At 55.7% G+C, this 24,330-nt stretch carries 17 protein-coding genes; 13 read left to right on the top strand and 4 right to left on the bottom strand.

Annotation, left to right across the window (positions count from 1 at the left end):
- Nucleotides 1-41: 41 nt before the first annotated feature.
- The 4 genes from BBA90_RS00715 to BBA90_RS00700 are packed head-to-tail and all read left to right on the top strand — an operon-like array spanning nucleotide 42 to nucleotide 4,038.
- Entirely contained in the window at nucleotides 42-722 is a 681-nt protein-coding gene (locus tag BBA90_RS00715; RefSeq protein ID WP_065647421.1) for a DUF2848 domain-containing protein, read from the top strand.
- A 14-nt stretch (nucleotides 723-736) separates the two neighbouring features.
- A complete protein-coding gene (locus BBA90_RS00710) occupies nucleotides 737-2,086 on the top strand; it encodes an amidase (protein WP_065647649.1) in 1,350 nt (449 codons plus the stop codon).
- Entirely contained in the window at nucleotides 2,079-2,714 is a 636-nt protein-coding gene (locus BBA90_RS00705; RefSeq protein ID WP_065647420.1) for a DUF4286 family protein, read from the top strand. Before BBA90_RS00710 ends, BBA90_RS00705 begins: the two co-directional genes overlap by 8 nt.
- Nucleotides 2,707-4,038 carry an MFS transporter gene (locus tag BBA90_RS00700; protein ID WP_065647419.1) on the top strand — a complete coding sequence of 444 codons (1,332 nt, stop codon included), beginning with the start codon at nucleotides 2,707-2,709 and terminating at the stop codon, nucleotides 4,036-4,038. Before BBA90_RS00705 ends, BBA90_RS00700 begins: the two co-directional genes overlap by 8 nt.
- Here the strand turns inward: BBA90_RS00700 and BBA90_RS00695 are convergent.
- Entirely contained in the window at nucleotides 4,033-6,603 is a 2,571-nt protein-coding gene (locus tag BBA90_RS00695) for a bifunctional diguanylate cyclase/phosphodiesterase (protein WP_240484862.1), read from the bottom strand. The genes BBA90_RS00700 and BBA90_RS00695 overlap by 6 nt on opposite strands.
- A 443-nt stretch (nucleotides 6,604-7,046) precedes the next feature.
- Between BBA90_RS00695 and BBA90_RS00690 the strand changes: the two genes are divergently transcribed.
- Complete coding sequence (locus BBA90_RS00690; RefSeq protein ID WP_065647417.1) at nucleotides 7,047-8,117, top strand: acyltransferase family protein; 1,071 nt, start codon at nucleotides 7,047-7,049, stop codon at nucleotides 8,115-8,117.
- 33 nt (nucleotides 8,118-8,150) lie between these two features.
- On the opposite strand, the gene BBA90_RS00685 is transcribed toward BBA90_RS00690, so the two are convergent.
- Nucleotides 8,151-9,437 (bottom strand): methyl-accepting chemotaxis protein, encoded by a 1,287-nt coding sequence (locus tag BBA90_RS00685; RefSeq protein ID WP_065647416.1) that lies wholly within the window; start codon nucleotides 9,435-9,437, stop codon nucleotides 8,151-8,153.
- Nucleotides 9,438-9,890: 453 nt separating this feature from the next.
- Between BBA90_RS00685 and BBA90_RS00680 the strand changes: the two genes are divergently transcribed.
- From BBA90_RS00680 to yajD, 3 genes are all read left to right on the top strand, one after another.
- A complete protein-coding gene (locus BBA90_RS00680; protein ID WP_065647648.1) occupies nucleotides 9,891-10,994 on the top strand; it encodes an NAD(P)H-dependent flavin oxidoreductase in 1,104 nt (367 codons plus the stop codon).
- Between the two features lie 17 nt (nucleotides 10,995-11,011).
- Complete coding sequence (locus BBA90_RS00675; protein WP_065647415.1) at nucleotides 11,012-11,608, top strand: DUF1349 domain-containing protein; 597 nt, start codon at nucleotides 11,012-11,014, stop codon at nucleotides 11,606-11,608.
- Between the two features lie 92 nt (nucleotides 11,609-11,700).
- Nucleotides 11,701-12,048: an HNH nuclease YajD gene (yajD, locus tag BBA90_RS00670; RefSeq protein WP_065647414.1), complete on the top strand. Its 348-nt coding sequence runs from the start codon at nucleotides 11,701-11,703 to the stop codon at nucleotides 12,046-12,048.
- A 265-nt stretch (nucleotides 12,049-12,313) separates the two neighbouring features.
- On the opposite strand, the gene cspE is transcribed toward yajD, so the two are convergent.
- On the bottom strand, nucleotides 12,314-12,526 hold the full coding sequence (gene cspE, locus BBA90_RS00665) for a transcription antiterminator/RNA stability regulator CspE (protein ID WP_065647413.1): 213 nt from the start codon (nucleotides 12,524-12,526) through the stop codon (nucleotides 12,314-12,316).
- A gap of 617 nt (nucleotides 12,527-13,143) precedes the next feature.
- On the opposite strand from cspE, the gene BBA90_RS00660 reads away from it, so the two are divergent.
- The 5 genes from BBA90_RS00660 (at nucleotide 13,144) to BBA90_RS00640 (ending at nucleotide 22,005) form a co-directional block, all read left to right on the top strand.
- Nucleotides 13,144-14,697 carry a pyridoxal phosphate-dependent decarboxylase family protein gene (locus BBA90_RS00660; RefSeq protein ID WP_065647412.1) on the top strand — a complete coding sequence of 518 codons (1,554 nt, stop codon included), beginning with the start codon at nucleotides 13,144-13,146 and terminating at the stop codon, nucleotides 14,695-14,697.
- Nucleotides 14,698-14,707: 10 nt separating this feature from the next.
- Nucleotides 14,708-16,000: a lysine N(6)-hydroxylase/L-ornithine N(5)-oxygenase family protein gene (locus tag BBA90_RS00655; RefSeq protein WP_065647647.1), complete on the top strand. Its 1,293-nt coding sequence runs from the start codon at nucleotides 14,708-14,710 to the stop codon at nucleotides 15,998-16,000.
- Between the two features lies 1 nt (nucleotide 16,001).
- Entirely contained in the window at nucleotides 16,002-18,356 is a 2,355-nt protein-coding gene (locus BBA90_RS00650; protein ID WP_065647411.1) for a GNAT family N-acetyltransferase, read from the top strand.
- A gap of 84 nt (nucleotides 18,357-18,440) precedes the next feature.
- Nucleotides 18,441-19,676 carry an MFS transporter gene (locus BBA90_RS00645; protein WP_065647410.1) on the top strand — a complete coding sequence of 412 codons (1,236 nt, stop codon included), beginning with the start codon at nucleotides 18,441-18,443 and terminating at the stop codon, nucleotides 19,674-19,676.
- 211 nt (nucleotides 19,677-19,887) lie between these two features.
- Nucleotides 19,888-22,005, top strand: a complete 2,118-nt coding sequence (locus tag BBA90_RS00640) for a TonB-dependent siderophore receptor (RefSeq protein ID WP_065647409.1) — start codon at nucleotides 19,888-19,890, stop codon at nucleotides 22,003-22,005.
- 97 nt (nucleotides 22,006-22,102) lie between these two features.
- Here the strand turns inward: BBA90_RS00640 and BBA90_RS00635 are convergent, their stop codons facing one another.
- A complete protein-coding gene (locus tag BBA90_RS00635) occupies nucleotides 22,103-24,028 on the bottom strand; it encodes a methyl-accepting chemotaxis protein (RefSeq protein ID WP_065647408.1) in 1,926 nt (641 codons plus the stop codon).
- Nucleotides 24,029-24,330 lie beyond the last annotated feature (302 nt).

Raw genomic sequence — 24,330 nt, 5'->3', positions numbered from 1 at the left:
ACAGTGAAATTTCACAGGCATTTCAAGCCGGGAGAAAAACCATGCAGCTACGTTTCACCACGCAGGATAACCCGCCTCTGGCGCTGGACGTTACCATCAACCGACTGGTTATCGCGGGCTGGGCCGGCCGCGATCGTGAGGCCGTATTGCACCATATCCGTGAACTGGAGGCGCTGGGTGTGCCCGCTCCTGGTGCAGTGCCGCTGTTCTATCGCGCTACGCCGACGCTGCTGAGCCAGCAGGCGAACGTGGATGTGGTGGGAGAGCAGACGTCAGGGGAAGCTGAGCCGTTTGTCTTTTTTCACAAGGGGGAGTGCTGGGTTTCGCTTATCTCTGACCACACCGATCGCCATCTGGAAACCTTCAGCGTGGCGCTTTCAAAACAGGTATGCGTTAAACCGGTTGCGCAGCAGGCATGGCGCATGGCAGAGGTTGCCGCACACTGGGACCAGCTGGAGCTGCGTGCCTGGATAAAGGAAAACGGCGACTGGGTTACTTACCAGTGCGGCACGCTTGATGCACTGCTCTCTCCGCAGGAGCTGATGACGCGATTCTCCGGTAAGGCGAGTGAAGAAGAGGGATTTGCGCTCTCCTGTGGCACGCTGTCGGCAATCGGGGGGATCCGTCCCGCTGCAGCGTTTCGCATGGCGCTGCATGACCCGGTGCTGAATCGCACGCTGGAACACAGCTATTCGCTGTCCACTCTGCCGGTTATTGCCTGATGGAGACGCGCCTTATGACAACCTTATGGCAGGCAAGCCAGCAGCTGCAGGCCGGCGAAACCACATCGGTGGCGCTGACAGCACAGGCGCTGGCGGCAATTCAGGCGGAACAGGGCGAGGGTACGCGCGCGTTTACACAGGTGTGGGCAGAACAGGCGCAGCAGCAGGCGATCGCTGCCGATGCGCGCCGGGCGCGCGGTGCAGCACGCTCACCGCTCGATGGTGTGCCGGTCAGTATTAAAGATCTGTTTGACGTCGCAGGTATGCCCACGCTGGCCGGATCACGGCTGCCCGGTTTTTCTCCGGCGGCGGCAGACGCCACTGTTGTGCAGCGTCTGCTGCAGGCGGGCGCCGTGATCGTAGGGAAAACCACTATGACGGAATTTGCGTTTTCCGGTCTGGGTATTAATCCGCATTACGGCACGCCTGCCAACCCGTGGCGGCGGCAGGAAAAACGCATTCCGGGTGGCTCATCGTCCGGTGCGGCAGTGGCCGTTACTGATGGTATGTCAGCCGGCTCCGCAGGCACGGATACCGGCGGCTCGGTACGTATTCCGGCCGCACTCTGTGGTCTGACCGGCTTTAAGCCCAGCGCCAGCCGTATCGATCAGCAGGGCACGCTGCCGCTGGCACCGTCGCTCGACAGTATCGGCACGATTGCTCATGACGTCCGGAGCTGCTGGCTGCTGGATAGCGTTATTGCCGACGCGCCGCTGACGCCTGAGCCGCGCAGTCTGGCTGACGCCCGGTTCCTGATCCCCCAAACCCGCGTGCTCGACGGCCTGGATGAGAGCGTCAGCGTAGCCTGGCAGCGCGCGCTCAAAATACTGCGCGAAGCGGGTGCGACGCTGACAGAGCAGCCGATGCCTCTGCTGGACGAGCTGGATACCCTCAACGCGCGCGGCGGTATCACCGCGTATGAAGCCTGGCAATGGCACCAGGCGTGGGTGGAGAGCTATCCGGCAGCGTACGATCCGCAGGTGCTGCTACGGATCCGGCGCGGCAGCGCGCTGACACAGCAGGACGCCGCGCAGCTCTATCAGCAGCGCCGGGCGTGGCAGCAGCAGGTCAGCGCGGCCCTGTTGCCTTTTGACGCGCTGCTGATGCCCACCGTGCCGCTGATCGCCCCCACCATTACCGAACTGGAGGATGAAGAGCGCTACCGCGAAGTCAACCTGCTGATGCTGCGCAATACCAGCGTGATCAACATGCTGGATGGCTGCGCCATTTCACTGCCCTGTCATACGCCCGGCGATGCGCCTGTCGGCCTGACGATCGCCTCAGTTCATAACCAGGATGCAGCGCTGCTTAGCTGGGCCGCTGCTGCCGAATCTGCCCTGCAACGGAGTTTATCCCATGAGTAATCCCCACGGTATGCTGTTTGTCGCCACCAATGTAGCACCCGAAGATGAGGCTGATTTTAACCAATGGTATGACCATGAACACGTTGAAGAGCGCGTCGCCATCGAAGGCTTTCTCAGCGGCACGCGCTATCGTGCCGTAGCCGCTGCGCGCCGCTATCTGGGCCTTTATGAAACCGCCTCCCTGGAGACTTTTACCAGCGCCGCTTATCACGCCGCCTTTACGCGCCAGACGGAATGGTCAGTCGCGAATCTTAACCGGATGATTGATCCGATGCGGCGGGTTTGCGCCGTGACGCACCGGCATGGCCGGGGTCAGGGCGCGCACCTTGCCATGTTGACCCTGCCCGCAGGTCCTGACGGCGCGGCGCTGCAGGCGTGGCAGCAGCATCTGCAGCAGGTACCGGGCTATATCTCCTCCTGCCTGCTGACGCCGGATGTGTCGCTCAGCACGCCGTTGCCGCGCGAAACCCATGCCCATCGTCCGATGCAGTCCATGCTGCTGCTGCACTGTGCTGATGAAACCGCCTGCATCGCGCTGGCCGATCGGGCCGCCCAGGCATTTCATGCTGATGCCGAGCGCTACGCGCTGAGCTGGCAGCTTACCCGACAGGAGATCTCCTATGAGTAATAACGACTCCACTCTGCCACAGGTATCACAGCCTGACGTCACGCACTCTGCCGCTACGGGCGCAAGTAAAACCCGCCGGCTGGCTGCTGCCAGTTCCATCGGTACGGCGCTGGAATGGTACGACTTTACCGTTTACAACATCATGGCGGCGCTGGTGTTTAACCATGTCTTTTTCCCCAGCTTCGATCCGCTGGTCGGCACCATTCTGGCGTTCTCAACGTATGCCGTTGGCTATGTGTCCCGTCCGGTAGGCGGCTTTATCTTTGGGCATCTTGGCGACGTGGCCGGGCGCAAAGCGGTGCTGGTTACGACGCTGGTGATTATGGGCGTCACGACGGCTCTGATGGGGATGCTGCCCGGCTACGCCAGCTGGGGGATCTGGAGTCCGGTGCTGCTGGTCGCGCTGCGGTTTATTCAGGGCATTGCGCTGGGCGGCGAATGGGCTGGCGCAGTACTGCTCTCGATGGAACACGGTGAAGCCACCAAGCGCGGGCGTAACGCCTCATTTGCGCAGGTAGGGCCGTCGTGCGGCACGCTGATTGGCACCGGGTTTATTACGCTTGTGACCCTGTCACTGAGCGGCGAGGCTTTTCAGGAATGGGGCTGGCGCATACCGTTTTTGCTGAGCCTGCTGCTGGTTATGTTTGGGCTGTGGCTGCGCCGGGGTGTTGATGAGACACCGACTTTCAGGGCAATGAAACAGGCTGATAAAACCACTCAGGCCCCGCTTAAAGAGGTGTTTACCCATCATCGACGTGCGCTGCTGATTGCCGGTGGTTCACGTATCGGCTCTGATGTGCTCTATGCGCTGGTGGTGGTCTTTACGCTGACCTACGTGACCACGGTGCTGCAGCTGCCGCGTCCGTTAGCGCTGCTGGCCACCATGCTTGGTGCCATCGGCAATGCGATTACGGTACCGATGTTCGGCGCCTTATCCGATCGTCTGGGCCGCCGTCCGGTCTATATTGGCGGTGCAATGCTGGGCGTGATCTGGAGCTTTGTCTTTTTTGTCCTGCTCGACAGCTCTCAGCCGGTGCTGATTGTACTGGCGGTGATAGTCGGGCTACTGATCCATGCGATTATGTACGGTCCGCAGGCAGCTTTTGTGACCGAGCAGTTTCCCGGTCATGTGCGCTATGCCGGCTCCTCACTCGCCTACACGCTGGCCGGTATCATCGGCGGCGGCTTTGCGCCGCTGATTATCACTTCGCTATACCGTGAGTCGGGTAGCACTCTGTGGGTATCTCTTTATGTGTCCCTGGCGCTGCTGATCACGCTGCTTGCCCTGTGGAAAGCGAAAGAGACTGCGCACAAGCCACTATGAATGTCGCTGGCGAGGGACCGCCGCATTTTTCCGCATCGGATTATCGTCCGGCACCGTCATCACAATTTGTGCCAGCGGACCCGGACGTCCAATGTAGTAACCCTGTACCGCGTCGCAGGCAAGCGCCTGCAGCTGCGCCATATGTCCGGGGGTTTCCACCCCTTCAGCCGTAACTGACAGCGAATAGGCTCTGCCCAGCCCAATCATATTCTCCACGACCTGACGCGCCTGTGGTGATTCACCCAGGGGGAAAATAAACGATTTGTCGATCTTAAGGCCATCAAACGGAAACGCGCGCAGATAACAGAGCGAAGCGTAACCGGTGCCAAAATCGTCAATCAGAAATTTTACGCCGAGGGCTTTAACTGCCTGCATGGTCGCCAGCGTTTTTTCAGGATCGCTCAGCAGTGCGTTCTCTGTGACTTCTATCTCCAGCCGGTGATTGGGCAGGCCGCTGAGCTGAAGCACCTGCGCAATACGTGACGGCAGCGCATCATTCTGGAGTTCCGTCGCTGAGATATTGACTGATACGGATAGCGCTGGCTCAAACTGAACAATATCGCTGCAGGCGCGCAGCAGCACCCAATCGCTTAGCGCGCTGATCAGGCCGGTCTCTTCCGCCAGCGGGATGAACTGATCGGGCATCAGCAGACCCAGTCGCGGATGCTGCCAGCGTACCAGCGCTTCTACTGCTGTGACCTCTCCGGCTGCCAGCGCATAGCGTGCCTGGTAAACCAGAGCCAGCTGTTCACTGTTTATCGCATCGCGCAGTTCATGCTCCAGCTCGCGGCGCTGCACAATTTTTTCTTCCATATCGCGATCAAAAAAGACCCACTGATTGCGTCCGCTATTTTTCGCCTTATACAAAGCAATATCGGCATAACGCAGCAGATCGCTGGCGTTATCGGCATCCTGTGGCGCCAGTGCAATGCCCAGACTGGCCCCGATGTGCAGCGTGTTGTCACAGACCTCAAACGCGTCATTGATACGCGCTATCAGCTGCTGACACAGCGCGACAATACGATCGCGGCTGTTCATTTCAGGCAGGATTGCCACAAACTCATCGCCCCCCAGGCGCGCTACCAGTCCGTGACTGCCGAGACAGGCGCGAATACGGCCCGATACTTCATGCAGAACCTTGTCGCCTGCAGTGTGACCATAGATATCATTGACCGGTTTAAACTTATCCAGATCGATCATGATAATCGCCAGGCGATGTTGCGGATCGGATGGCAGACTGAGTTTTCCCGTCAGGAATTCTTGCATCTGCACCCGATTAGCCAGCCCGGTCAGCTCATCAAAATGGGAGAGGTAGTGCGCCCGCGCCTGCGCCTCATACTCCAGCGTGATGTCCGTAGCGCTGCCGCGAAAACCGCTGACGCCCTGAGTCAGCATCACCTCTTTCAGCGTCAGGTTGCAGTAGCGCATGTGTCCCTGCGCAGAGCGATAGCGGCAACCGGTCAGGGTTAGCTGGCCGCCGGACTGCTGAAACAGCATCAGGCGGCTGCGATATTTCTCGTAATCAAGCAGAAAATCCGCCAGCGTCCGCTGTATCCACTCCTGGCTGCTGAAGCCGGTTACTACCGGAAAACGTCCTGAAATCCAGACCAGACGCAGCTGGCTGTCCATTTCCCAGATCCAGTCCGTAGTGGTTTCTGCGATGTCGCGAAAGCGCCGTTCGCTGGCGCTCAGGGCGAGCTGGCTCTGTCCCAGTAACCAGGTGCTTTCATCATTAAGCTGCGCTTTTCGCAGCGCGCTGCGCATCAGCATCAGTGCGGTAAACAGCGAGAGCAGCATAATCAGCACCAGCAGAGGCAGTAATCCTGTCAGCAGCGCACCGCCGGGATTCGCGCTGCGCCAGATCAGCGCAACCTGCTTATCACCCACAGCGATCAGCAGGTGCGGAGAGGCAGGCCGGGCAGCAGGTGATGCGTCCAGATGAAGATTGTGAATGCCATACTCCTGACCCAGCTTAAGCAACTTCTGTGGCGTCAGGCGATCTGTGAAAACCATTAGCGAGGGCGGGCCAGGCAGCGTCGTTACGCTGCGGTCGCCACCTGGCGTAATCCATGCCGCGCTATACAGCGTAAGCTGCGCGTCCGCCAGTACGTAGTCACTGATCGCATTGCCCGCGCTCGCCTGCAGCTGTGCTTTAATGCGGCGCAGCGGATCGGTGCCCAGCCAGAGGGCAAGTGAGCGCGCTTCCGGCCGGCCACGGATCACACTGTAGCGCGTTTCATCCTGCGGCGAGATCACAAATACTCCCTCATAGGCGAAGGTATCAAACAGCGACGCGCCAAGATTCTGATTATCCCATGCCCAGCGGCGGTTCAGCGTGCGGTGCAGGTTCTGGTATGCCTCACCCCATCCGGCATTATCAGAGAGGTGAAACTGCATCACCGCTTGTCTCGTCTGAAGCGCCTTATCCAGCAGCAAAGATTGCTGGCGATCCGATTGCTGATTTAAATCGCTGGCGATAAACATCAGGCTGATAAACGCACCGGTAAAGGCCAGCAGGATCAGTAATACCATCATCATCATTGGCTGACGGATCAGTCCACGCATTTGCCCACGTGAGGGGGAGTCGACAAAAGAGGTCTTCGCTATCATAGGCTTAATACGCTGAGTAAAATGACATTACAAAAGTATGTTCAGGTTATCGGCATAGGTCAGTAAAACCTGATGCATAAGCGCGATTTTACGCCGCGACAACCCTGCCTGAGAGCCAGTGCGAAAAAATATGCAGCCTGTAAAACTGAATCTGACGGGGCATAGTTAATAACCGGCCCTGAATAAACGTGCGCTCCGGTTCTTCAGCACAAGTATAGTCAGCTCCGCAGGCATGATGGGGGCGCAAAATGACTGAAATGTGTGGCCATAAATTTTTATAACGCTTTTCTTTTTAATTAAGATAATTTTAATCTTAATAGGAATAAGCCTGATTGATTGTAAATCTGTGTCAGTGATAATTTGACTTATGTCTACCTCTTACTTTTACTGAGAACATCATGCAGGCTCGTATTACTCACCTCGACGGGATGCGCGGTTTAGCTATTCTGATGGTTATCGCCTATCACGCCTGGGCGCGCTGGCCAGAACTGCTGCCTTATGTCGCCGCTACTCAGCATCTGCCGCTATTTTCTTTTGGCTGGGCTGGTGTGCAGCTCTTTTTTATGATCTCGGGCTTTGTTATTTTTATGACGCTTGATAAATCAGAGAGCTATATTAGCTTTCTGCAAAAGCGCTGGCTGCGGCTATTTCCGGCGATGTTAATTGCCAGCCTGCTGCTCTATATAGCCGGAGGATTTTTTCCGGAATGGTCGCTTATGACTCCCTATGCGAAAAACCTGCTGCCGGGGCTACTGTTTATTAATCCTGAGACGCTGACGCAGTTAACCGGCATTTCGTTTCACTCTATGGCGGGCTCATTCTGGTCGCTCTACGTTGAAGCGCTGTTTTATCTGATTATCGGCGCTGTCTATTTCACTGCGGGACGTAAATTTTGTCTGCCGGCGCTGATTCTGCCGATGCTGTTACTCTCTGCTGCTTCAGTGGTTAAGTCACTCGGTTATCCGCTGCTGGTGGACATTATCTCCAAACTGGGATTTATTCATTACGCCTGGTTTATGGTGGGTTGCCTGGTCTATGAACGCTTGCACGGACGCGACAGACGCTACCACTATCTGCTGGTTGCGCTCGCGCTGCTGATTAATTTTAGCTACTACGTTAAGAACAGCGGGGCAGTTGCGCTGATACCGCTGGTAGCGGTGCTGCTGTTTTTTATTGCCAGCTTCAGAATGACGCGGATCCAGCATTTCCTGTCACTGCGACTGTTTACCGCTACAGGTTTCATCAGTTATGCCCTCTATCTGATCCATGAAAATTTGATGATAGCGATGCTGATTAAGGTGAATCACATTATTAAAAGTGACACTGTCATGATGATATTGCCGCCGGTTATGGTTATTGTGCTGTCGGGTGTAGCTTACCTGATCACCCGGTACGCAGAGCCGGCGCTGCGCCGCGCGCTGCAGAAAAAACGGCTGCCGGCCACACCGGCCACGGGCAGCGACGTTTGACAGTGAGCGGGAAGCGACAGCCTCCCGCCCGTTTCAGACATCAAGGCGGTGAATAACGTTAACAAATTCGTGAACGCCGCTGTTAATCTCGCGCAGACTGCGTGACAGCATGCCAATTTTCTCCTGTTCCGCCATCACAAATTCCCGCACTTCGTCCAGCTGCTGATACATCTCTTTTATCAGCAAGCTGTTCTGTTGCACAACGTCGGTGATTTGCCGGGTAGCGCTGGCAGTGGAAGCGGCCAGCCGCCGCACTTCAGCAGCAACGACGCTGAAGCCGCGGCCTGCTTCACCTGCACGCGCTGACTCAATAGCGGCATTCAGCGCCAGAATATTCGTTTGCGATGCGATAAGATTAATGCTGTTAACCACCTCGCCAATGTTCCTGGCAGACGCATTAAGCTGCATGCCAATTTCGGTTGCTGCATTAACCCGCTGAGCCACCAGACCTGAATTGCGCACCGTTTCATCCAGCACGTCGTTGGCATTGTCGGTGATCTGTGAAGTTTCGCCTGATGTGGTCAGAGCGATATCCGCCACCCGCTTAGCCGCTTCCACGCGCGCAGTGATGTCAGAAGCGATTTTGATCACTTTGTAGACCCGGCCATCCGCATCCACAACCGGGTTATAACTCGCCTCCAGCCAGATGCGCTCACCGCTGGCGGTTTTACGCTCAAAACGGCCGACAAAATGTTGCCCGCGGGCAATTTTTTGCCAGAAATCGGGATGAAGATGATAAAAATCGTCATAGCAGAAGAGGCGGTGATGCTGGCCGATAATCTCTTCGCTGCCATACCCCATATGCTGCAGAAAATTGGCGTTGGCGCTGAGAATTTCACCTTCAGGCGTAAACTCAATCACCGCCATGGAGCGATCAAGTGCAGTGATGATCGCCTCTTTGTGTTCCAGTTCCTGATGGCGCGCGGTGATATCACTGGCGACTTTGATCACTTTATACACCCGGCCTTTATCATCGCTGACCGGAAAGTAGGTGGCGCTCAGATAAAAGCGCTGCTGCTGACGATTGAAGCGCTCAAAAATGCCGGTGATCGACTCTCCCTGCGCCAGCGTCTGCCAGAAACGGCGATAGCTTGCTGTCTGGCTGTAAAACGGCGAACAGAAGAGACGATGATGCTGGCCCTGGATCTCCTGCAGCTGATAACCCGTCAGTGTCAGAAATAACGCGTTAGCATCAACAATTTCACCGTCCGGCGTAAATTCAATCCAGGCAACATGCTGTCTGATAGCATTGATATCACGATGAACGCCAGCGCTGTGACTGAACGGCAGCGTCAGGCGTGAAGTGTTCACCCCAAACATAGATGACCTCTGTCAGATAGTGTGCAGTTAAGTAGCGCGACTGCTTCAAAAAGTGTCGCGTAATTTCATCCAGCAAAGAGCGTGTGTCGCGCTGTATGTTTTCCCCTCACTTTCCATGTTGTCCTGAGCACTGGCAGCCGTTAAGCGAAAACGGGCATCAGTCAGGGGGCATTTTTAATCAGTTCAGGTTCCTGGTGCTGGCAATTAAGGTGATGCTGAATCTATGTTATCGACGGCAAAAAACAAAAAATGAGTAAAAATTCTAATTAAAATGCATTGAGGTAATTTTACCGTCAGACGCCTGAGGAGAGTGAGGGTGCCGCTCTGTCAGGTGCTCCAGCGCTGCCGCAAAAAACGCCAGGCTTCTTGTTAAAAGGGTAATTTAAATATAGGTTACCTGTGCTGTACAAAATGGATAAGCCAGACTGGCTGCCACCAACGGAGAACTTTGTGATGACGACACCCCTGTGTAAAAAACTCCCTCTGCGCTATCCGATTATTCAGGCTCCTATGGCAGGCGTTTCGACACCGGAACTGGCGGCAGCAGTCAGCAATGCCGGTGCGCTTGGTTCGCTGGGTCTGGGCGCCTCCTCTCCGGAAGAGGCCGCGCGTCTGATACGTCAGACCCAGGCGCTTACCCGCCAGCCTTTTAACGTCAATCTGTTCTGCCATTCGCCCGCTATACGCCATGAAGCGGTCGAACAGGCATGGATAGCACGTTTCGCCGATCGTTTTGCTGCCCTGGGCGCGCAGGCGCCTGTACACCTGGAGGAGATCTATCCCACTTTCTGCGGCCACGAAGCGATGCTGCAGGTGATTGAAGAAACGCGTCCGGCCGTAGTGAGTTTTCACTTTGGTTTACCACCCGCGGATACCCTGCGCCGGCTGAAAGCATGCCGGATTGTTACGCTGGCAACGGCTACCAGCGTGGCGGAAGCGGAAGAGATAGCGCAGCAGGGGATCGATATGATTGTGGCGCAGGGTTATGAAGCCGGGGGTCATCGCGGCAGTTTTGCCGCAGAGGGAGACGATCATCAGCTCTCTACGCTGACGCTGATACAGGCAATAGGCGCGCGGGTTGCGTTGCCGGTGATTGCAGCAGGCGGGATCATGAACGGTGCGGCAATCAGCGCGATGCTGGCCCTGGGGGCCAGCGGCGTGCAATCCGGCACCGCTTTTCTTCTCTGCCCTGAATCCGCTACCACGCCAGCCTGGCGTCAGGCGCTCCGGGATGCGGCTGTGACGGGCACCACCATGACTGCGGCGATTTCCGGTCGTGAGGCGCGCTGTCTGCGCAACACATTCTGCAAGATCGCACACGCTATTCCCCGGACAGAGATCCCTGCTTATCCGCTGGCCTATTCACTGGGTAAAGCGCTGGCTAAGGCTGCGCTTGCGCAGGGTGAGACCGGATTTGGTGCCTACTGGGCGGGGGAAGGAGCGCCTCTGGCACGTGAACTACCGGCGGCAGATGTGATCCGGGAGCTGGTCACAGAGTGGCATGCGGCGTCTGGCCAGGGCAGCCTGACTGATGCTATACAACCATTCTCTTTATAACGTGGCAGGTATCGATAATGAACGCGATGACGTTACAGGAAGCGGCAAACGGACGCTGGCTTAATCCACCGCAGGCGTGTTTATTCAGTCAAAACAGATTACAGCTGACGACTGCCGCCCGCACCGATTTCTGGCAGCGCACCTGGTATGGTTTTGAGCGCCATAGCGGTCACGCCTTTGGGTTTGACGTCACAGAGGATTTCACGCTGCAGGTGAGGGTGGAGGCAGATTTCACAACGCTTTACGATCAGGCAGGCATCTTTATAGGCGAAAATGAGCAGCAGTGGGTGAAAGCGGGCATTGAGTTTAATGACGAGCGTCCCGCTATCGGCTGTGTCGTAACACGGCAATTTTCCGACTGGTCAACCGGTCTCTTTCCGGGCGATGCCCGTAATTTCTGGCTGCGCGTCACGCTGCGCAATGAGGCGCTGCGCATTCAATACTCAGCAGATGGCAATGTCTGGCCGCTGCTGCGTCTATGCCACTGGCCTGCGGCACCCTCGCGTTTTGCAGGGATCATGGCCTGTACCCCGGAGCGGGGAGGGCTTGAGGTGACGTTCAGTGATTTCTGGCTGGGGCCGCCCGTTGATAAAGCGCTGCATGATTTAAGCTGACCCAACCGGATAACCTGCTGCTTGCTATCAAATGACAATCGGGCTAGCCTGCTGATCGTTGAAATAATCACGTTACGTACAGGCACACGCTAATGGCAGTTATTCCGAAAAATTACTCACGGCTGGAGAGCGGCTACCGTGAAAAAGCGCTTAAAATCTATCCGTGGGTATGCGGGCGCTGCGCCCGGGAGTTCGTCTACTCAAATTTGCGCGAGTTGACGGTTCACCATATCGATCACGATCACACCAATAATCCGGAAGATGGCAGTAACTGGGAGCTGCTTTGCCTTTACTGTCACGACCATGAACACTCAAAATATACCGAAGCCGATCAGTACGGTACGCGGGTAGTGGCCGGAGAAGATGCGCAGGATGAGGTAGGTGCAGCGACCTATAATCCGTTCGCCGATCTGAAATCGCTTATCAGTAAGAAAAAGTAGCAGCGGGCTGCCATATACAGTTACAGGTAAGTAAAACGAGGCGGCAGGTAAGCTGTGTTATACTGGATCCGCGTACTTTTCTAAGTCGCGAATTTCACTGGCGCTTATGCCAACCCGATACGCCCAGCCGGGTGTCGGGCTCTTTTTTCACCCGGTTACGGGTACAAAAAAACCCGCACGCGGCGGGTTTTTTTATCAGCAGCATTTAACTGCTCAGACTACTGTCTTCATCGCTATCGTAAGCGCTGCCGATCGTCAGCGCAACTTACAGTGCGGTAACGTTAGCAGCAGCTGGACCTTTAGCACCATTCTCGATGGTGAAAGAGACCTTCTGGCCTTCGTCCAGGGTTTTGAAGTTATCGCTCTGGATTGCAGAGAAGTGTACGAATACATCTTTGCTGCCATCTTCAGGAGTGATAAAGCCGAAACCTTTATCTGCGTTGAACCATTTTACTAAACCAGTCATTTTGTTAGACATAGATACTTCCTTAATTGATGAGCCATAAACTATGGCGATGGTGGCCTGTATCAGAGCGTTACTTATTGGGCACTTAGGAGGAGGCTCATGAAGAAGGGGTATCTGTGGATAACACTTGAACTGAGGACTGCTTTACTAAAACTGCTTCATAAGGTCTGTATTCCAAACCGATGACGCTATTAAGCCACACCTGATCCGGTTTAGCAACACTTATATTACATTGCCTTTAATACCTCGTTTAACACCTCGTTCAGCACTGCCCGCACTGGTTTTCACTGTCCGGACATAGCCGGAAGGGGTTAAAACCCACGCTTCATTCGCTCTTCTCTTAACGTGCCATCTTGATTTGTGATGAAGATCACAAATGCAATCTTCAGCAACGCTGATGTAAAACTAACTGAAAATAGACTATTGAATGATAATAATTATTATTTATAATCTCATTCAAATTTTAAGGCAGAGGAATAGAAGTCTGTCGTTACAGGTCGATGCAAGACATATGCGACTGATTTTAATGCTTTATATTTTTTATATTTTCGCTGGAGCAGCAGAGCCTATGACACCTGTTGACTGACTGATCAGCAGGCACTCAAGAATTTTAGTAACGGGAAAGGATTATGTTTACACATTCATCTGCGCAATCATTACCAAACATTACCTCTGAGCCGCAGTCTGGCGCGCCGGAGAGCTGGCTTTTTAACGATCGTCAGCTTGATGCATGGGCCGGACAGACGCAGGAGGTGCTTAAGCTCCTGACTCATACGGTGCAGGGCGTTGAAAAGCCGTTCAGCGGTATTCTGCCACACGAGCTGGCAAACGAGTTCCGCAGTGTGGATCTTGATTCGCCGCTGGGCAATAACGAAGCTGCACTGGCCGAGCTGGCTCAGCTTTATCTGCGCGATGCAGTCTGGTTTCATCATCCTAAATATGTTGCGCACCTGAATTGCCCGGTTGTCCTGCCGTCACTGATGGCAGAGCAGGTAATGGCCGCAGTGAACAGCTCGGTTGATACCTGGGATCAGAGCGCTGGCGGCACGCTGATTGAGCAAAAAGTTATCGACTGGACGCTGGGACGTATTGGCCTGCCCGCTACCGCTGACGGTATTTTTACCAGTGGCGGGACACAGTCTAATTTGATGGCGATGCTGCTGGCCCGCGACAGCTGGTGCGAAACGCATCATCCGGGGCATCTGATTAAATATCGTGGCCTGCCTGAGACCGCCGGAAAGTGGCGCGTATTTACCTCTAAATTAAGCCATTTCAGTATTCAGAAATCGATGGCGATCCTCGGTCTGGGCTACGATGCCGTTGTGCCGGTTGACCATGACGCAGATTATCGTATGGATGCCGATCTGCTGGAACAGGAAATTCAGCGCTGCCGTGAAGAGGGGCTGATCCCGATTGCAGTGGTGGCGACCAGCGGTACGACCGATTTTGGCAGCATCGATCCGCTAAAAGATATCGCCGCGCTGTGTCAGCGCAATGGACTGTGGATGCACGTTGATGCCGCTTATGGCTGCGGTCTGCTGGTTTCAGAACAGCATCGCCAGCGTCTGCGCGGTATTGAACAGGCAGATTCAGTCACCGTTGACTACCACAAATCGTTCTTCCAGACGGTGAGCTGTGGGGCATTCTTTGTGCGTAATAAAGATCATCTGAAGCATGTTACGCACCATGCTGACTATCTCAATCCGCTGAGCGCGCAGCAGGAAGGGACGCCAAACCTGGTCAATAAAAGTATTCAGACCACGCGTCGCTTTGATGCGCTGAAGATGTGGCTGACGCTGCGCGTCATGGGCCCGGCCGCGCTGGGTGAAGCCTTTGATACGCTGATTGACCTTGCACAGCGCGCGCATCAGCTGCTGCGCGAACATCCGGCAATAGAAGTGCTGCACGCGCCTGAACTCACCACGCAAATATTTCGCTTTGTGCCGCGCCAGTCGCTCAGCGGCCCGCAGCTCGACGATATCAACGCCGCGATCCGCAAAGCGCTGTTCCGTTCCGGCAACGCCATTGTGGCAGGCACCAAAGTCGATGGCCGTCAGTATCTGAAGTTCACCTTATTAAATCCTGCGACCACCGCTGCAGATCTGGAAGAGGTTATTAACCTGATTGCGCATTACGGGCGCGAGCAGCTGCGCACGACCGCGCTCCATGCGGTTAATCAGTGAGAGCTTTGTTATGAATAACACCGTTTACGATTTTATAGGCATCGGAATTGGCCCGTTCAACCTCGGTCTGGCTTGTCTCAGCGAACCGGTAGAGGGACTCAACGGCGTATTTCTCGATCAGAATGCGGGCTTTGACTGGCATACCGGCATGATGCTGGAGAGCGCCCACCTGCAGACGCCGTTTATGGCCGATCTGGTGACGCTGGCGGATCCTACCAGCCCTTATAGTTTGCTGAACTATATGAAAGAGAGAGGAAAGCTCTACTCATTTTACATCCGGGAAGACTTTTTCCTGATGCGTAAAGAGTATAACCAGTATTGCCAGTGGGCCTGTGAACGTCTCAGTAACCTGCGCTGGAATCGTCACGTTGAGTATGTGAGTTACGATGCTGAGCAGGCGGTTTACCGCGTACAGGCGGTGAATCGTCAGAGCGGCGCAACCGAAGAGTGGCTGACGCGTCATCTGATCCTCGGCACCGGCCCGGTGGCCTGGCTGCCGGAGTGCACTCAGCCGCATCGTCAGCGTATTACGCACTCCAGCGACTACCTGAAAAATAAAGCAGAGCTGCAGCAGAAACGCTCCATCACCGTGCTGGGCAGCGGTCAAAGCGCGGCTGAAATTTACTATGACCTGCTCAGCGATATCGATCGGTTTAATTATCAGCTGAACTGGATCACCCGGGCGCCGCGCTTCTATCCGCTGGAGTACACCAAGCTGACGCTGGAGATGACGTCGCCGGAGTGGGTCGACTATTTCCATGCGCTGCCGCCGGCAAAGCGCGACCGGCTCAATGCAAATCATAAAAATCTCTATAAAGGCATCAACAGCAGCCTGATTAACGATATCTATGATCTGATGTACGTCAAACAGCTCGATGGCCCGCTTAACGTCAATCTCTTTACTCACTCAGCGCTGACCGATCTGCGCTGGCTGCCGGCAGGAGAGTTTGAACTTTCGCTCTGGCAGCAGGAGCAGGAGTGCGCCTTCACCCGCCGTACTGAAGGGCTGGTGATGGCGACCGGCTATCACTACCGGCCGCCGATGTTTATTGAAGGCATCAGTCAGCGGCTACGCTGGGACGAGCAGGGTCGTTACGATGTGCAGCGTAATTACAGCATCGATCATCACAACCAGATTTTTGTACAAAACGCAGAGCTGCATACGCACGGGTTTGTGACACCGGACCTCGGCATGGCCTGCTACCGCAACTCGGTTATTTTGCGCGAAATTACCGGACGCGAAGTCTATCCGGTAGAGCAGCAGATCGCGTTTCAGACTTTCCCGGCACAGACGGAGCGCTGACATGAGCACAGAAATAATTTACAGCGTTCAGCGACCGGCGGGTACCTTCAGCCTGCGCCCGATGCAGGCCGCCGATGCCGCCCTGATCCACAGCTGGGTAACGCGCGATTACGCCCGCTTCTGGGGCATGCAGAATGACACGCCGGAACAGGTTGCTGATTTTTATAACGGGTTGATCGCAACTCACCCGCATGCCGCCCTGATTGGCTGCTGCGAAGGAACGCCGGTGTTTCTGATGGAGTGTTATCGCGCCAGCGAGGATGAAATCGGACGGTTTTATCCGGCCGCGCCCGATGATTACGGGATGCATATTCTGATTGCGCCCGCCAGCACGCCGATCCGGCAGTTCAGCTGGCAGGTCTTCACCGTCGCGATGGATTACCTGTTTAGTCTGCCGCAGGTCGGACGCGTGGTGGTGGAGCCTGACGTACGCAATGAGAAAATTCACCGGCTGAACAAACGGGCCGGCTTTCACTATCAGCACACACTCGATCTCGGACATAAAACCGCCTGGCTGGCCTTTTGCCAGCGCGAAGATTATCAACAGGCTCTTGAGCAGGATATTTTGACCATGAACACACCCTCTGCGCTGCTGACAGGATCCCACCTTACCGGTGATAACTGGGCACAGGCAAACCGGATGCTGATCCGCAAAGCGATCAGCGAGTTTGCCCACGAAAAGCTGGTTACGCCCGCTGAAAACGGCGACGGCTGCTATACGCTGGCCGTACCGGGCGGCGAAGCAACTTATCAGTTCCGCGCAGAACGTCTGGCGCTGGACCACTGGAATATTGACGCCACATCGCTGCAGAAGCAGGAAAATGGTCGTCCGCTGACGCTGGATGCGCTGCAGTTTATCGTGGAATTTAATCAGCAAATAGGCATTCCGCAGGCGCTGCTGGCGACCTATATGGAAGAGATCAGCAGCACGCTCAGCAGCAGCGTCTATAAGCTGCAGAAGCAGAACCCGGATGTGCAGGCCCTGGTGCACGCTGATTTTCAGACCACAGAAGCGGCAATGACCGAGGGGCATCCCTGTTTTGTCGCCAATAATGGCCGTATCGGTTTCGACGCCCGCGATTATCTCGCTTTTGCGCCAGAGGCTGCCGCCCCGGTACAGCTTATCTGGGTGGCGGTGCACCAGCGCAACGCCCATTTTTCCAGTCTGAGCACGCTGAGTTACGAGCAGCTGATGCGTGATGAGCTGGGTGCAGAGACCCTGACCCGGTTTACAGAGCAGCTCAGCGCGCGCGGGCTGAATGCGGATGAGTATATCCTGATGCCGGTGCATCCGTGGCAGTGGCAAAACAAACTGCTGACGGTGTTCGCGGCCGATATTGCTCATCAGGATATTGTCTGGCTCGGCGAGGGCGACGATCGCTATCAGGCGCAGCAATCGATCCGCACCTTCTTTAACCGCAGTCAGCCCGCAAAGCGCTACGTTAAAACCGCGCTGTCGGTACTTAACATGGGCTTTATGCGCGGCCTGTCGCCCTATTATATGGCTACCACGCCCGCCATTAATGAATGGCTGGAACAGCTGGTCAGCGGCGACGCGTGGCTGCAGCGCTGCGATTTCCGCATTCTGCGGGAGGTTGCGGCAGTGGGCTACCATAATCGCTACTACGAGCAGGCCATCAGCGGTGATTCTGCTTATAAGAAGATGTTTGCTGCCCTGTGGCGTGATAATCCGGCGGCCAGCCTGCAGCCGGGGCAGCGCCTGATGACCATGGCCGCTTTTCTGCACGTCGATCACCACCAGCAGGCGCTGCTGCCGGCGCTGATTGCAGACTCCGGTCTGCCGGCAAAAGAGTGGGTGGCACGGTACCTGGACTGCTATCTCAGTCCGCTGCTGCACTGCTTCTACCAGTACGATTTAGCCTTTATGCCACACGGCGAAAACCTGATCATGCTGCTGGAAAACAATGTGCCGGTCAGCGCCTATATGAAAGACATTGGCGAAGAGATCGCCGTCATGAACCCGGACGCGCAGCTGCCGGAAAAGGTCACCCGGCTGGCGGTGGATGTGCCGGACGATCTCAAGTTGCTGTCGATTTTTACTGACGTATTTGACTGCATTTTCCGTTTTATCAGCGCCATTCTGCACGATTCCGGCACGCTGTCGCAGGATCAGTTCTGGCAGGCGGTGGCGCAGTGCGTGAAAGAGTATCAGCAGGCGCATCCGCAGCTGGCGGCTAAATTTGCACGTTTTGATATGTTTACCCCGGCATTTACCCGCTCCTGCCTTAACCGGCTGCAGCTGGCGAATAATCAGCAGATGATCAACCTCACCGACCCGGCTGAGAATCTGAAGTTTGCCGGTACGCTGGATAATCCGATTGCCCGCTGGCGCTGACAGAGCGCTCACTGACTGACATAAGTGACGCGGTCGCGCCGGCGACCGCGTTTTTTAGTATTTTGAAACGGATAAGGATCGGTAATGGCCCTGTATGAACCGGTGTCGCAGCTTACGCGCCGCCGCATAATTTTTCCGCTCTCACTGGTACTGTTTGAATTCGCTACCTATATCGCGCATGACATGATCCAGCCCGGTATGCTGCTGGTCACAGAAGAGTTTGGAGCCGGGCCTGAATGGGTCTCCGCCTCACTGACCGCCTACCTTATCGGCGGCATGATGCTGCAGTGGCTGCTGGGGCCGCTTTCCGATCGCATCGGACGACGTCCGGTACTGCTCAGCGGCGTAGCCTTTTTTATGCTGACCTGCATTGCCACCCACTGGGTTCAAAGCATTGAGCAGTTTGTGCTGCTGCGTTTTCTGCAGGGGGTCAGTCTCTGTTTCATCGGCTCGGTAGGCTATGCCGCTATTCAGGAAGCGTTCAGTGAAGCGCTGAGCATAAAGATCATGGCGCTGATGGCAAACGTCGCTCTGCTGGCCCCCCTGGCGGGACCGCTGGCCGGCGCTGCTTTTCTGACCGTCAGCGACTGGCGTACCCTGTTCTGGCTGTTCGGCGGGGTGACGGCGCTGGCCCTGCTGGGTTTGTGGCGCACCATGCCGGAAACCGCAGGCGATCGTACCCGCTCGGTTTCACTCAGCGCGCTGGGCAGAGGCTACTATCAGCTGCTGCGCGATCGCCAGGTTATGCGCGGTTCACTGGCAATCGGCCTGGTGACTATTCCCTGTCTTGCCTGGGTAGCGCTGTCGCCGGTTATTCTGATGCATGATGCCGGTCTCAGCCGTATGGATTATGCGCTGCTGCAGCTGCCGGTGTTTCTGGCGATGATCGCGGGGAATGTTACGCTGGGTCGCCTCAGCAGCCGGCTGCCGATCCAGCGACCGCTGCAGCTGGGAGCCTGGCCGGTGGTCGCCGGTCTGGCGCTGGCGGCCGTAGCGACCATGGCCGATCGGCACAGCTATTTATGGCTGACCGCTGGCCTGAGCCTGTATGGCTTTGGCACCGGACTGGTTAACGCCGGACTTTATCGTATGACGCTGTTTTCCAGTCAGGCGGGTAAGGGCAGCGTGGCAGCGATGGTGGGCATGGTGACCATTCTGATTTTCGCACTCGGCATTGAAGCCGCAAAATACGCCTATTTCAGTTTTTACAGTACCGGTTTTAGCCTGATTAATCTGATCTGCGGATTGCTCTGGCTGGGGCTGATCCGCGCATTCCTGCGTGAAAACCGGCGGCGGCAGCTGACTCTGCAGCAGGCCTGAGCCTCACCTCTGACGCGAGCTGCGGCTCGCTTTTCAGCCATTCCTCACTTTTCAGCTGGTTTCAGGCAGAAATTTTACCGCATACACATCTTGAAATGTTCCCGCCAAAAAGATAATAATTCTCATTAATATTAGCATTACCATTGCCTCTGGCGTCCATCGGCTCTCCGGCTGTACCGGAGAGAACTGCGTGTTTTTAAGGGAATTAACCATGCGAGTGCCTTTTACTCTGAAGCGTTCTGTACTGCTTTGCTCCGTCGCGTTAACTGCATCACCGCTGCTTTATGCGGCTGAAACCCTGGTTGTCACCGCTCAGCCGGCTGAAACGGCCACCACTCCCACCTCAGGCTATACGGCAAAAACCAGCCAGGGTGCGACTAAAACCGATCGCCCGCTGGTTACCACCGGGCAGGCAGTATCAGTGGTTACGCGTCAGCAGATGGAAGATCAGGGCGCGATGAACGTTAATCAGGCGCTGAATTACACCGCGGGTGCCTTTACAAACTTCGCCGGTGCGGCGTCGCGTTACGACACCGTTTCGCTGCGCGGCTTCCACGGTGGCGATGTTGATAATGTTTTTCTGGATGGCCTGCGGCTGATGAGCGATCCTGGCAGCTATAACGTGCTGCAGGTTGATCCCTGGTTCCTTGAGCGCATTGATGTGATTAAAGGCCCTTCTTCTGCCCTGTATGGTCAGACGGTGCCGGGCGGGCTGGTGATGGAGACGTCAAAACGTCCGCAGTTCCGGCAGGAAGGGCATTTCCGTCTCTCGGCGGGTAACAACAATACCAGCTCAGCCGCGTTTGACTACACCGATGCGCTGAACGATCAGCTGGCGTTCCGCCTTACCGGTATTACCCGCAACAGCGATACGCAGTACGATCACACGCGGGAAGAGAAATATGCGATTTCACCCTCGCTGCTCTGGCAGCCGTCGGAAGATACTTCGCTGCTGCTGCGCGCGTATCTGCAGAAAGATCCCTCAGGCGGCTACCACAGTGCGGTGCCGGGTGAGGGCAGCATCACCGAACATAACGGTTATAAGCTAAGCAACGGTTTCTACGACGGGCAGAGTTCACTCGACCAGTTCAAGCGCCGCGAGCAGATCTACAGCGCCGAATTTGCGCACCGCTTTAATGACACCTGGGCGTTCCGCTCTAATGCCAGCTACTCTCACTCAAACGTCGATCTCGATCAGGTGTATCAAATCGGCTGGACAGGGAATAATTCGGATCTGCTGAACCGCTACTACTCCGGTTCGCGTTCATCGCTGAAAGCGTACGCCATTGATAATCAGCTGGAGGCGGATTTCGCCACCGGCGCGGTAGAGCATAAAGTGGTGCTGGGCGCGGAGTATCACCAGTATAAAAACGATCTGCATGATGCAAGCGGTAACGCCAGCCAGCTGAATGCGCGGACCGGCACCTCCGTGGGCGCCAACGACGTGTACACCTTCGAGCGCTCGCAGCGCTACTACTATCAGACCGGCGTTTATCTGCAGGATGAGATGCTCTGGGATAAGTGGCATCTTGATCTGTCGGGTCGCTACGATCGCATTGTGTCGCAGACCGAGAACTACGATCAGGCAACCAAAAACCGGCGTCAGGATGACCACGTGGGCGGGCGTGCAGCACTGCTTTATGCCTTCGATAACGGCATCTCACCTTATGTGAGTTACAGCCAGGCTATTACGCCGCAGTCGCTCTCGGGCCAGAACGGCAACCTGCTGAAACCCACTACCGCTGAGCAGTATGAAGCGGGCGTGAAATACCAGCCGCCGGGTACATCCGATCTCTACACCGCTGCGGTATACGATCTTACGCAGAAAGATGTCGGCAACCGTATCGTGCAGGGATCTTACTTTGTTCCTGCCGGTAAGGTGCATTCGCAGGGGCTGGAGCTGGAAGCGCACACTCAGCTGACGCCGCGCCTCAGCACCATCGCCAACTACACGCTCAGCCACGTGCGGTATAAAGATTCAGTGGATGGTAATGATGGCCATACGCCGTATGTTACCCCCAACGCTATGGCTTCGCTCTGGAGTAAATATCAGTTTGACTACGGCCTGAGCGTGGGTGCCGGCGTGCGCTATATCGGCAAGCAGTGGGCTGACAATGAAAACACCCGCCGGCTGCCTTCGGTTACCCTGTTTGACGCCTCGGTACGCGCCGATCTCGGTGCCTGGAACAGTCAGCTGAAAGGCGCTTATGTCCAGGTCAATGCCAATAACCTTACCGATCGCGAATATGTCTCCGCGTGTTACGGTACAGGCTACTGCTACTGGGGCGCCGAGCGCTCAATTGTGGCGACCGTGGGTTACGATTTCTGATCTGATCACATTCTGCCGGCGTTCCGGCTGACGCAGGCCAAAAATAAAGCCCGTAAGCTTTTCATCCGCTTACGGGCTTTTGTCTGCGCAGAGCCGATTAAAAGCTTTCCCAGCTGGCGTCGGCGGTGGCGACAGGTTTGGGTTTAACCATTGATGGTGCGAGGGCAGGCTTCGGTGCAACCCGCGCCGCATTTTCCTGTTCTGCTGACAAACGGAAGATAGCCACGGTTTTCTCCAGTTCAATCGCCTGAGATTCCAGCGAACTCGCAGCGGCCGAGGACTCTTCAACCAGAGCAGCATTCTGCTGAGTGGTGGTATCCATCTCCGACATCGCCTGCGCAATCTGCGAAATGCCCCGGTTTTGTTCGTCAGACGCGGCCGCAATCTCCCCCATAATGTCGCGGACCTGCGTCACCGACTGCACAATATCGTTCATTGTGGTGCCGGCGCGATCCACCAGCGCGGAGCCGTCGTTAACGCGATCCAGTGATTCACGGATCAGCGTCTCAATCTCTTTTGCCGCCACGGAGCTGCGCTGCGCCAGATTCCTGACCTCGCCCGCCACCACCGCAAAGCCGCGTCCCTGTTCTCCGGCCCGCGCCGCCTCAACCGCCGCGTTCAGCGCCAGGATATTGGTCTGGAACGAGATGCTGTTAATGACATTGATGATTTCACCGATTTTACCGGAGCTCTGGCTGATGCCGCTCATGGTGGTGATCACGTCACGGATAATCTCGCCGCCGCGGCCCGCATTGCCGGAAGCGTCGGTCGCCAGCTGGCTGGCGTGATGGGCGTTTTCAGCATTCTGCTTCACGGTTGAGGTCAGCTGTTCCATACTCGCGGCGGTCTGCACCACGGCGGCACTCTGCTGTTCGGTACGGGACGAGAGATCGGTATTTCCGGCAGCAATCTCTGCGGAGGCGCGCGCCACGCTGCTGACGCCACTGCGCACGTTAGCAATAATGGTCTGCAGGCTATGGTTCATGGTGTCGACCGCCTGCATCAGCTGGCCCAGTTCGTCACCCCGGGTGGTATTCAGGGAGATGGTCAGATCGCCGGCGGCAATACGCTGTGCCGCGCTGAGCGTTTCACGCAGCGGGTGGGTAATGTTGCGCGTAATGCGCCAGGCAATCAGCAGGCTCAGCACCACACAGATCATGGCGGCAATAGCGATACGCCACTCGGCGCCTTTAATAAACGAGGCAGAAAGCTGCGACTGATAACTGAACATCTCAGCCACGCCTGCGTTCAGTCGTTCCGCCGCTGCTGTCAGGCTCGTGGATTCGCTTTTTTCGGTGCTGAAGGCGTTCATATACGGTATCAGGGCGGGGCGCTGCTGATTAATGGTGGCCAGCACAGCCTGGGTTGCGGTCGTGATATCTCCCTGATTAAAACTCCCGAGCAGCTCGGTAAGGGTGGTGATGGTAATAAATTTATCCGTGATGGCATCTCTGCTGGTTTCACCCGGATTTTTCAGGAAGTTCTCTTCAATATTCGCGGTATCGTAGAGCGTGGCGGTGAGCTGCATAACCGGCGGCGCGGTCTCTGGCGTCAGGCCGCGGTTCAGCGATTCCAGCTGATGCGCCAGCTTAATCAGCGTGGCGGGCGTAATTGCACTGAAGGTGCCGGTGGTCTCTTTGGCGGCAGCGACAAATTTTTCGCGCTGGTCCCGATAGCTGCGCATTAGTTCGCCCAGCTGATTCACTTTCTGCAGACCCTCTGCGTCCCAGCTGAACGTACCCAGACGCTGGTAAAGTGAAGCGAGTTCTTTCAGCGCTTCAACGTTCCGCACGGCAAACTGCTCATCTTTTGTGTACTGATACAGGGTGCGATTCAGCCGCGCTTTGCTGAGCGTATTCACCATCTCAACCGTGACTGTACGCCGGGCTGAGTTATCTTTAATACTGCGAAAACAATCAAATGCTATAACAGTTATTGCCAGTGAGGCGGCAATCACAATAATAAAACCGGCTCCCAGTTTCTTTCCGATTTTAATATTTGAGAGGGAGTGAGCAAGGCCCATAACATTCACCTTTAGTGAGATATTGAAATGCTGGCCAGAGCCGTGCGGACTTCATGCTCTGCCGTCAATTTACTATCGTCACGGCTAACGGAAGCTTGATAGCTATTTTTAGCGTTGCTGTAATTATTTAGTTAGCGGAGTAGTATTTTATGAAGTGATTATAATTTTTTTACATTCAACGTTTTATAAGAATAAAAATATTGATCCAGAACAATACGAACCCGTTAAAAATAGTACTGCAGTCGATAAACAGATCATCTCCGGGAAAGAAAGAGGCAGCCCCTGAATAAAGCGGGCGCTGC

The organism is Pantoea eucrina (assembly GCF_001691555.1).
Taxonomy (GTDB): domain Bacteria; phylum Pseudomonadota; class Gammaproteobacteria; order Enterobacterales; family Enterobacteriaceae; genus Pantoea; species Pantoea borealis.
The sequence above is the reverse complement of the archived record's forward strand: the minus strand, read 5'-3'. Positions and strand labels throughout refer to the sequence as shown.

Bases quoted from the DNA above. Each gene is read 5' to 3' on its own strand.
- BBA90_RS00680 (WP_065647648.1), top strand. From the start codon at position 9,891: ATGACGACACCCCTGTGTAAAAAACTCCCTCTGCGCTATCCGATTATT.
- BBA90_RS00675 (WP_065647415.1), top strand. From the start codon at position 11,012: ATGAACGCGATGACGTTACAGGAAGCGGCAAACGGACGCTGGCTTAAT.
- cspE (WP_065647413.1), bottom strand. From the start codon at position 12,526: ATGTCTAACAAAATGACTGGTTTAGTAAAATGGTTCAACGCAGATAAA.
- BBA90_RS00640 (WP_065647409.1), top strand. From the start codon at position 19,888: ATGCGAGTGCCTTTTACTCTGAAGCGTTCTGTACTGCTTTGCTCCGTC.
- BBA90_RS00690 (WP_065647417.1), top strand. From the start codon at position 7,047: ATGCAGGCTCGTATTACTCACCTCGACGGGATGCGCGGTTTAGCTATT.
- yajD (WP_065647414.1), top strand. From the start codon at position 11,701: ATGGCAGTTATTCCGAAAAATTACTCACGGCTGGAGAGCGGCTACCGT.
- BBA90_RS00710 (WP_065647649.1), top strand. From the start codon at position 737: ATGACAACCTTATGGCAGGCAAGCCAGCAGCTGCAGGCCGGCGAAACC.
- BBA90_RS00660 (WP_065647412.1), top strand. From the start codon at position 13,144: ATGTTTACACATTCATCTGCGCAATCATTACCAAACATTACCTCTGAG.
- BBA90_RS00700 (WP_065647419.1), top strand. From the start codon at position 2,707: ATGAGTAATAACGACTCCACTCTGCCACAGGTATCACAGCCTGACGTC.
- BBA90_RS00635 (WP_065647408.1), bottom strand. From the start codon at position 24,028: ATGGGCCTTGCTCACTCCCTCTCAAATATTAAAATCGGAAAGAAACTG.
- BBA90_RS00695 (WP_240484862.1), bottom strand. From the start codon at position 6,603: ATGCGTGGACTGATCCGTCAGCCAATGATGATGATGGTATTACTGATC.
- BBA90_RS00650 (WP_065647411.1), top strand. From the start codon at position 16,002: ATGAGCACAGAAATAATTTACAGCGTTCAGCGACCGGCGGGTACCTTC.
- BBA90_RS00645 (WP_065647410.1), top strand. From the start codon at position 18,441: ATGGCCCTGTATGAACCGGTGTCGCAGCTTACGCGCCGCCGCATAATT.
- BBA90_RS00685 (WP_065647416.1), bottom strand. From the start codon at position 9,437: ATGTTTGGGGTGAACACTTCACGCCTGACGCTGCCGTTCAGTCACAGC.
- BBA90_RS00705 (WP_065647420.1), top strand. From the start codon at position 2,079: ATGAGTAATCCCCACGGTATGCTGTTTGTCGCCACCAATGTAGCACCC.
- BBA90_RS00715 (WP_065647421.1), top strand. From the start codon at position 42: ATGCAGCTACGTTTCACCACGCAGGATAACCCGCCTCTGGCGCTGGAC.
- BBA90_RS00655 (WP_065647647.1), top strand. From the start codon at position 14,708: ATGAATAACACCGTTTACGATTTTATAGGCATCGGAATTGGCCCGTTC.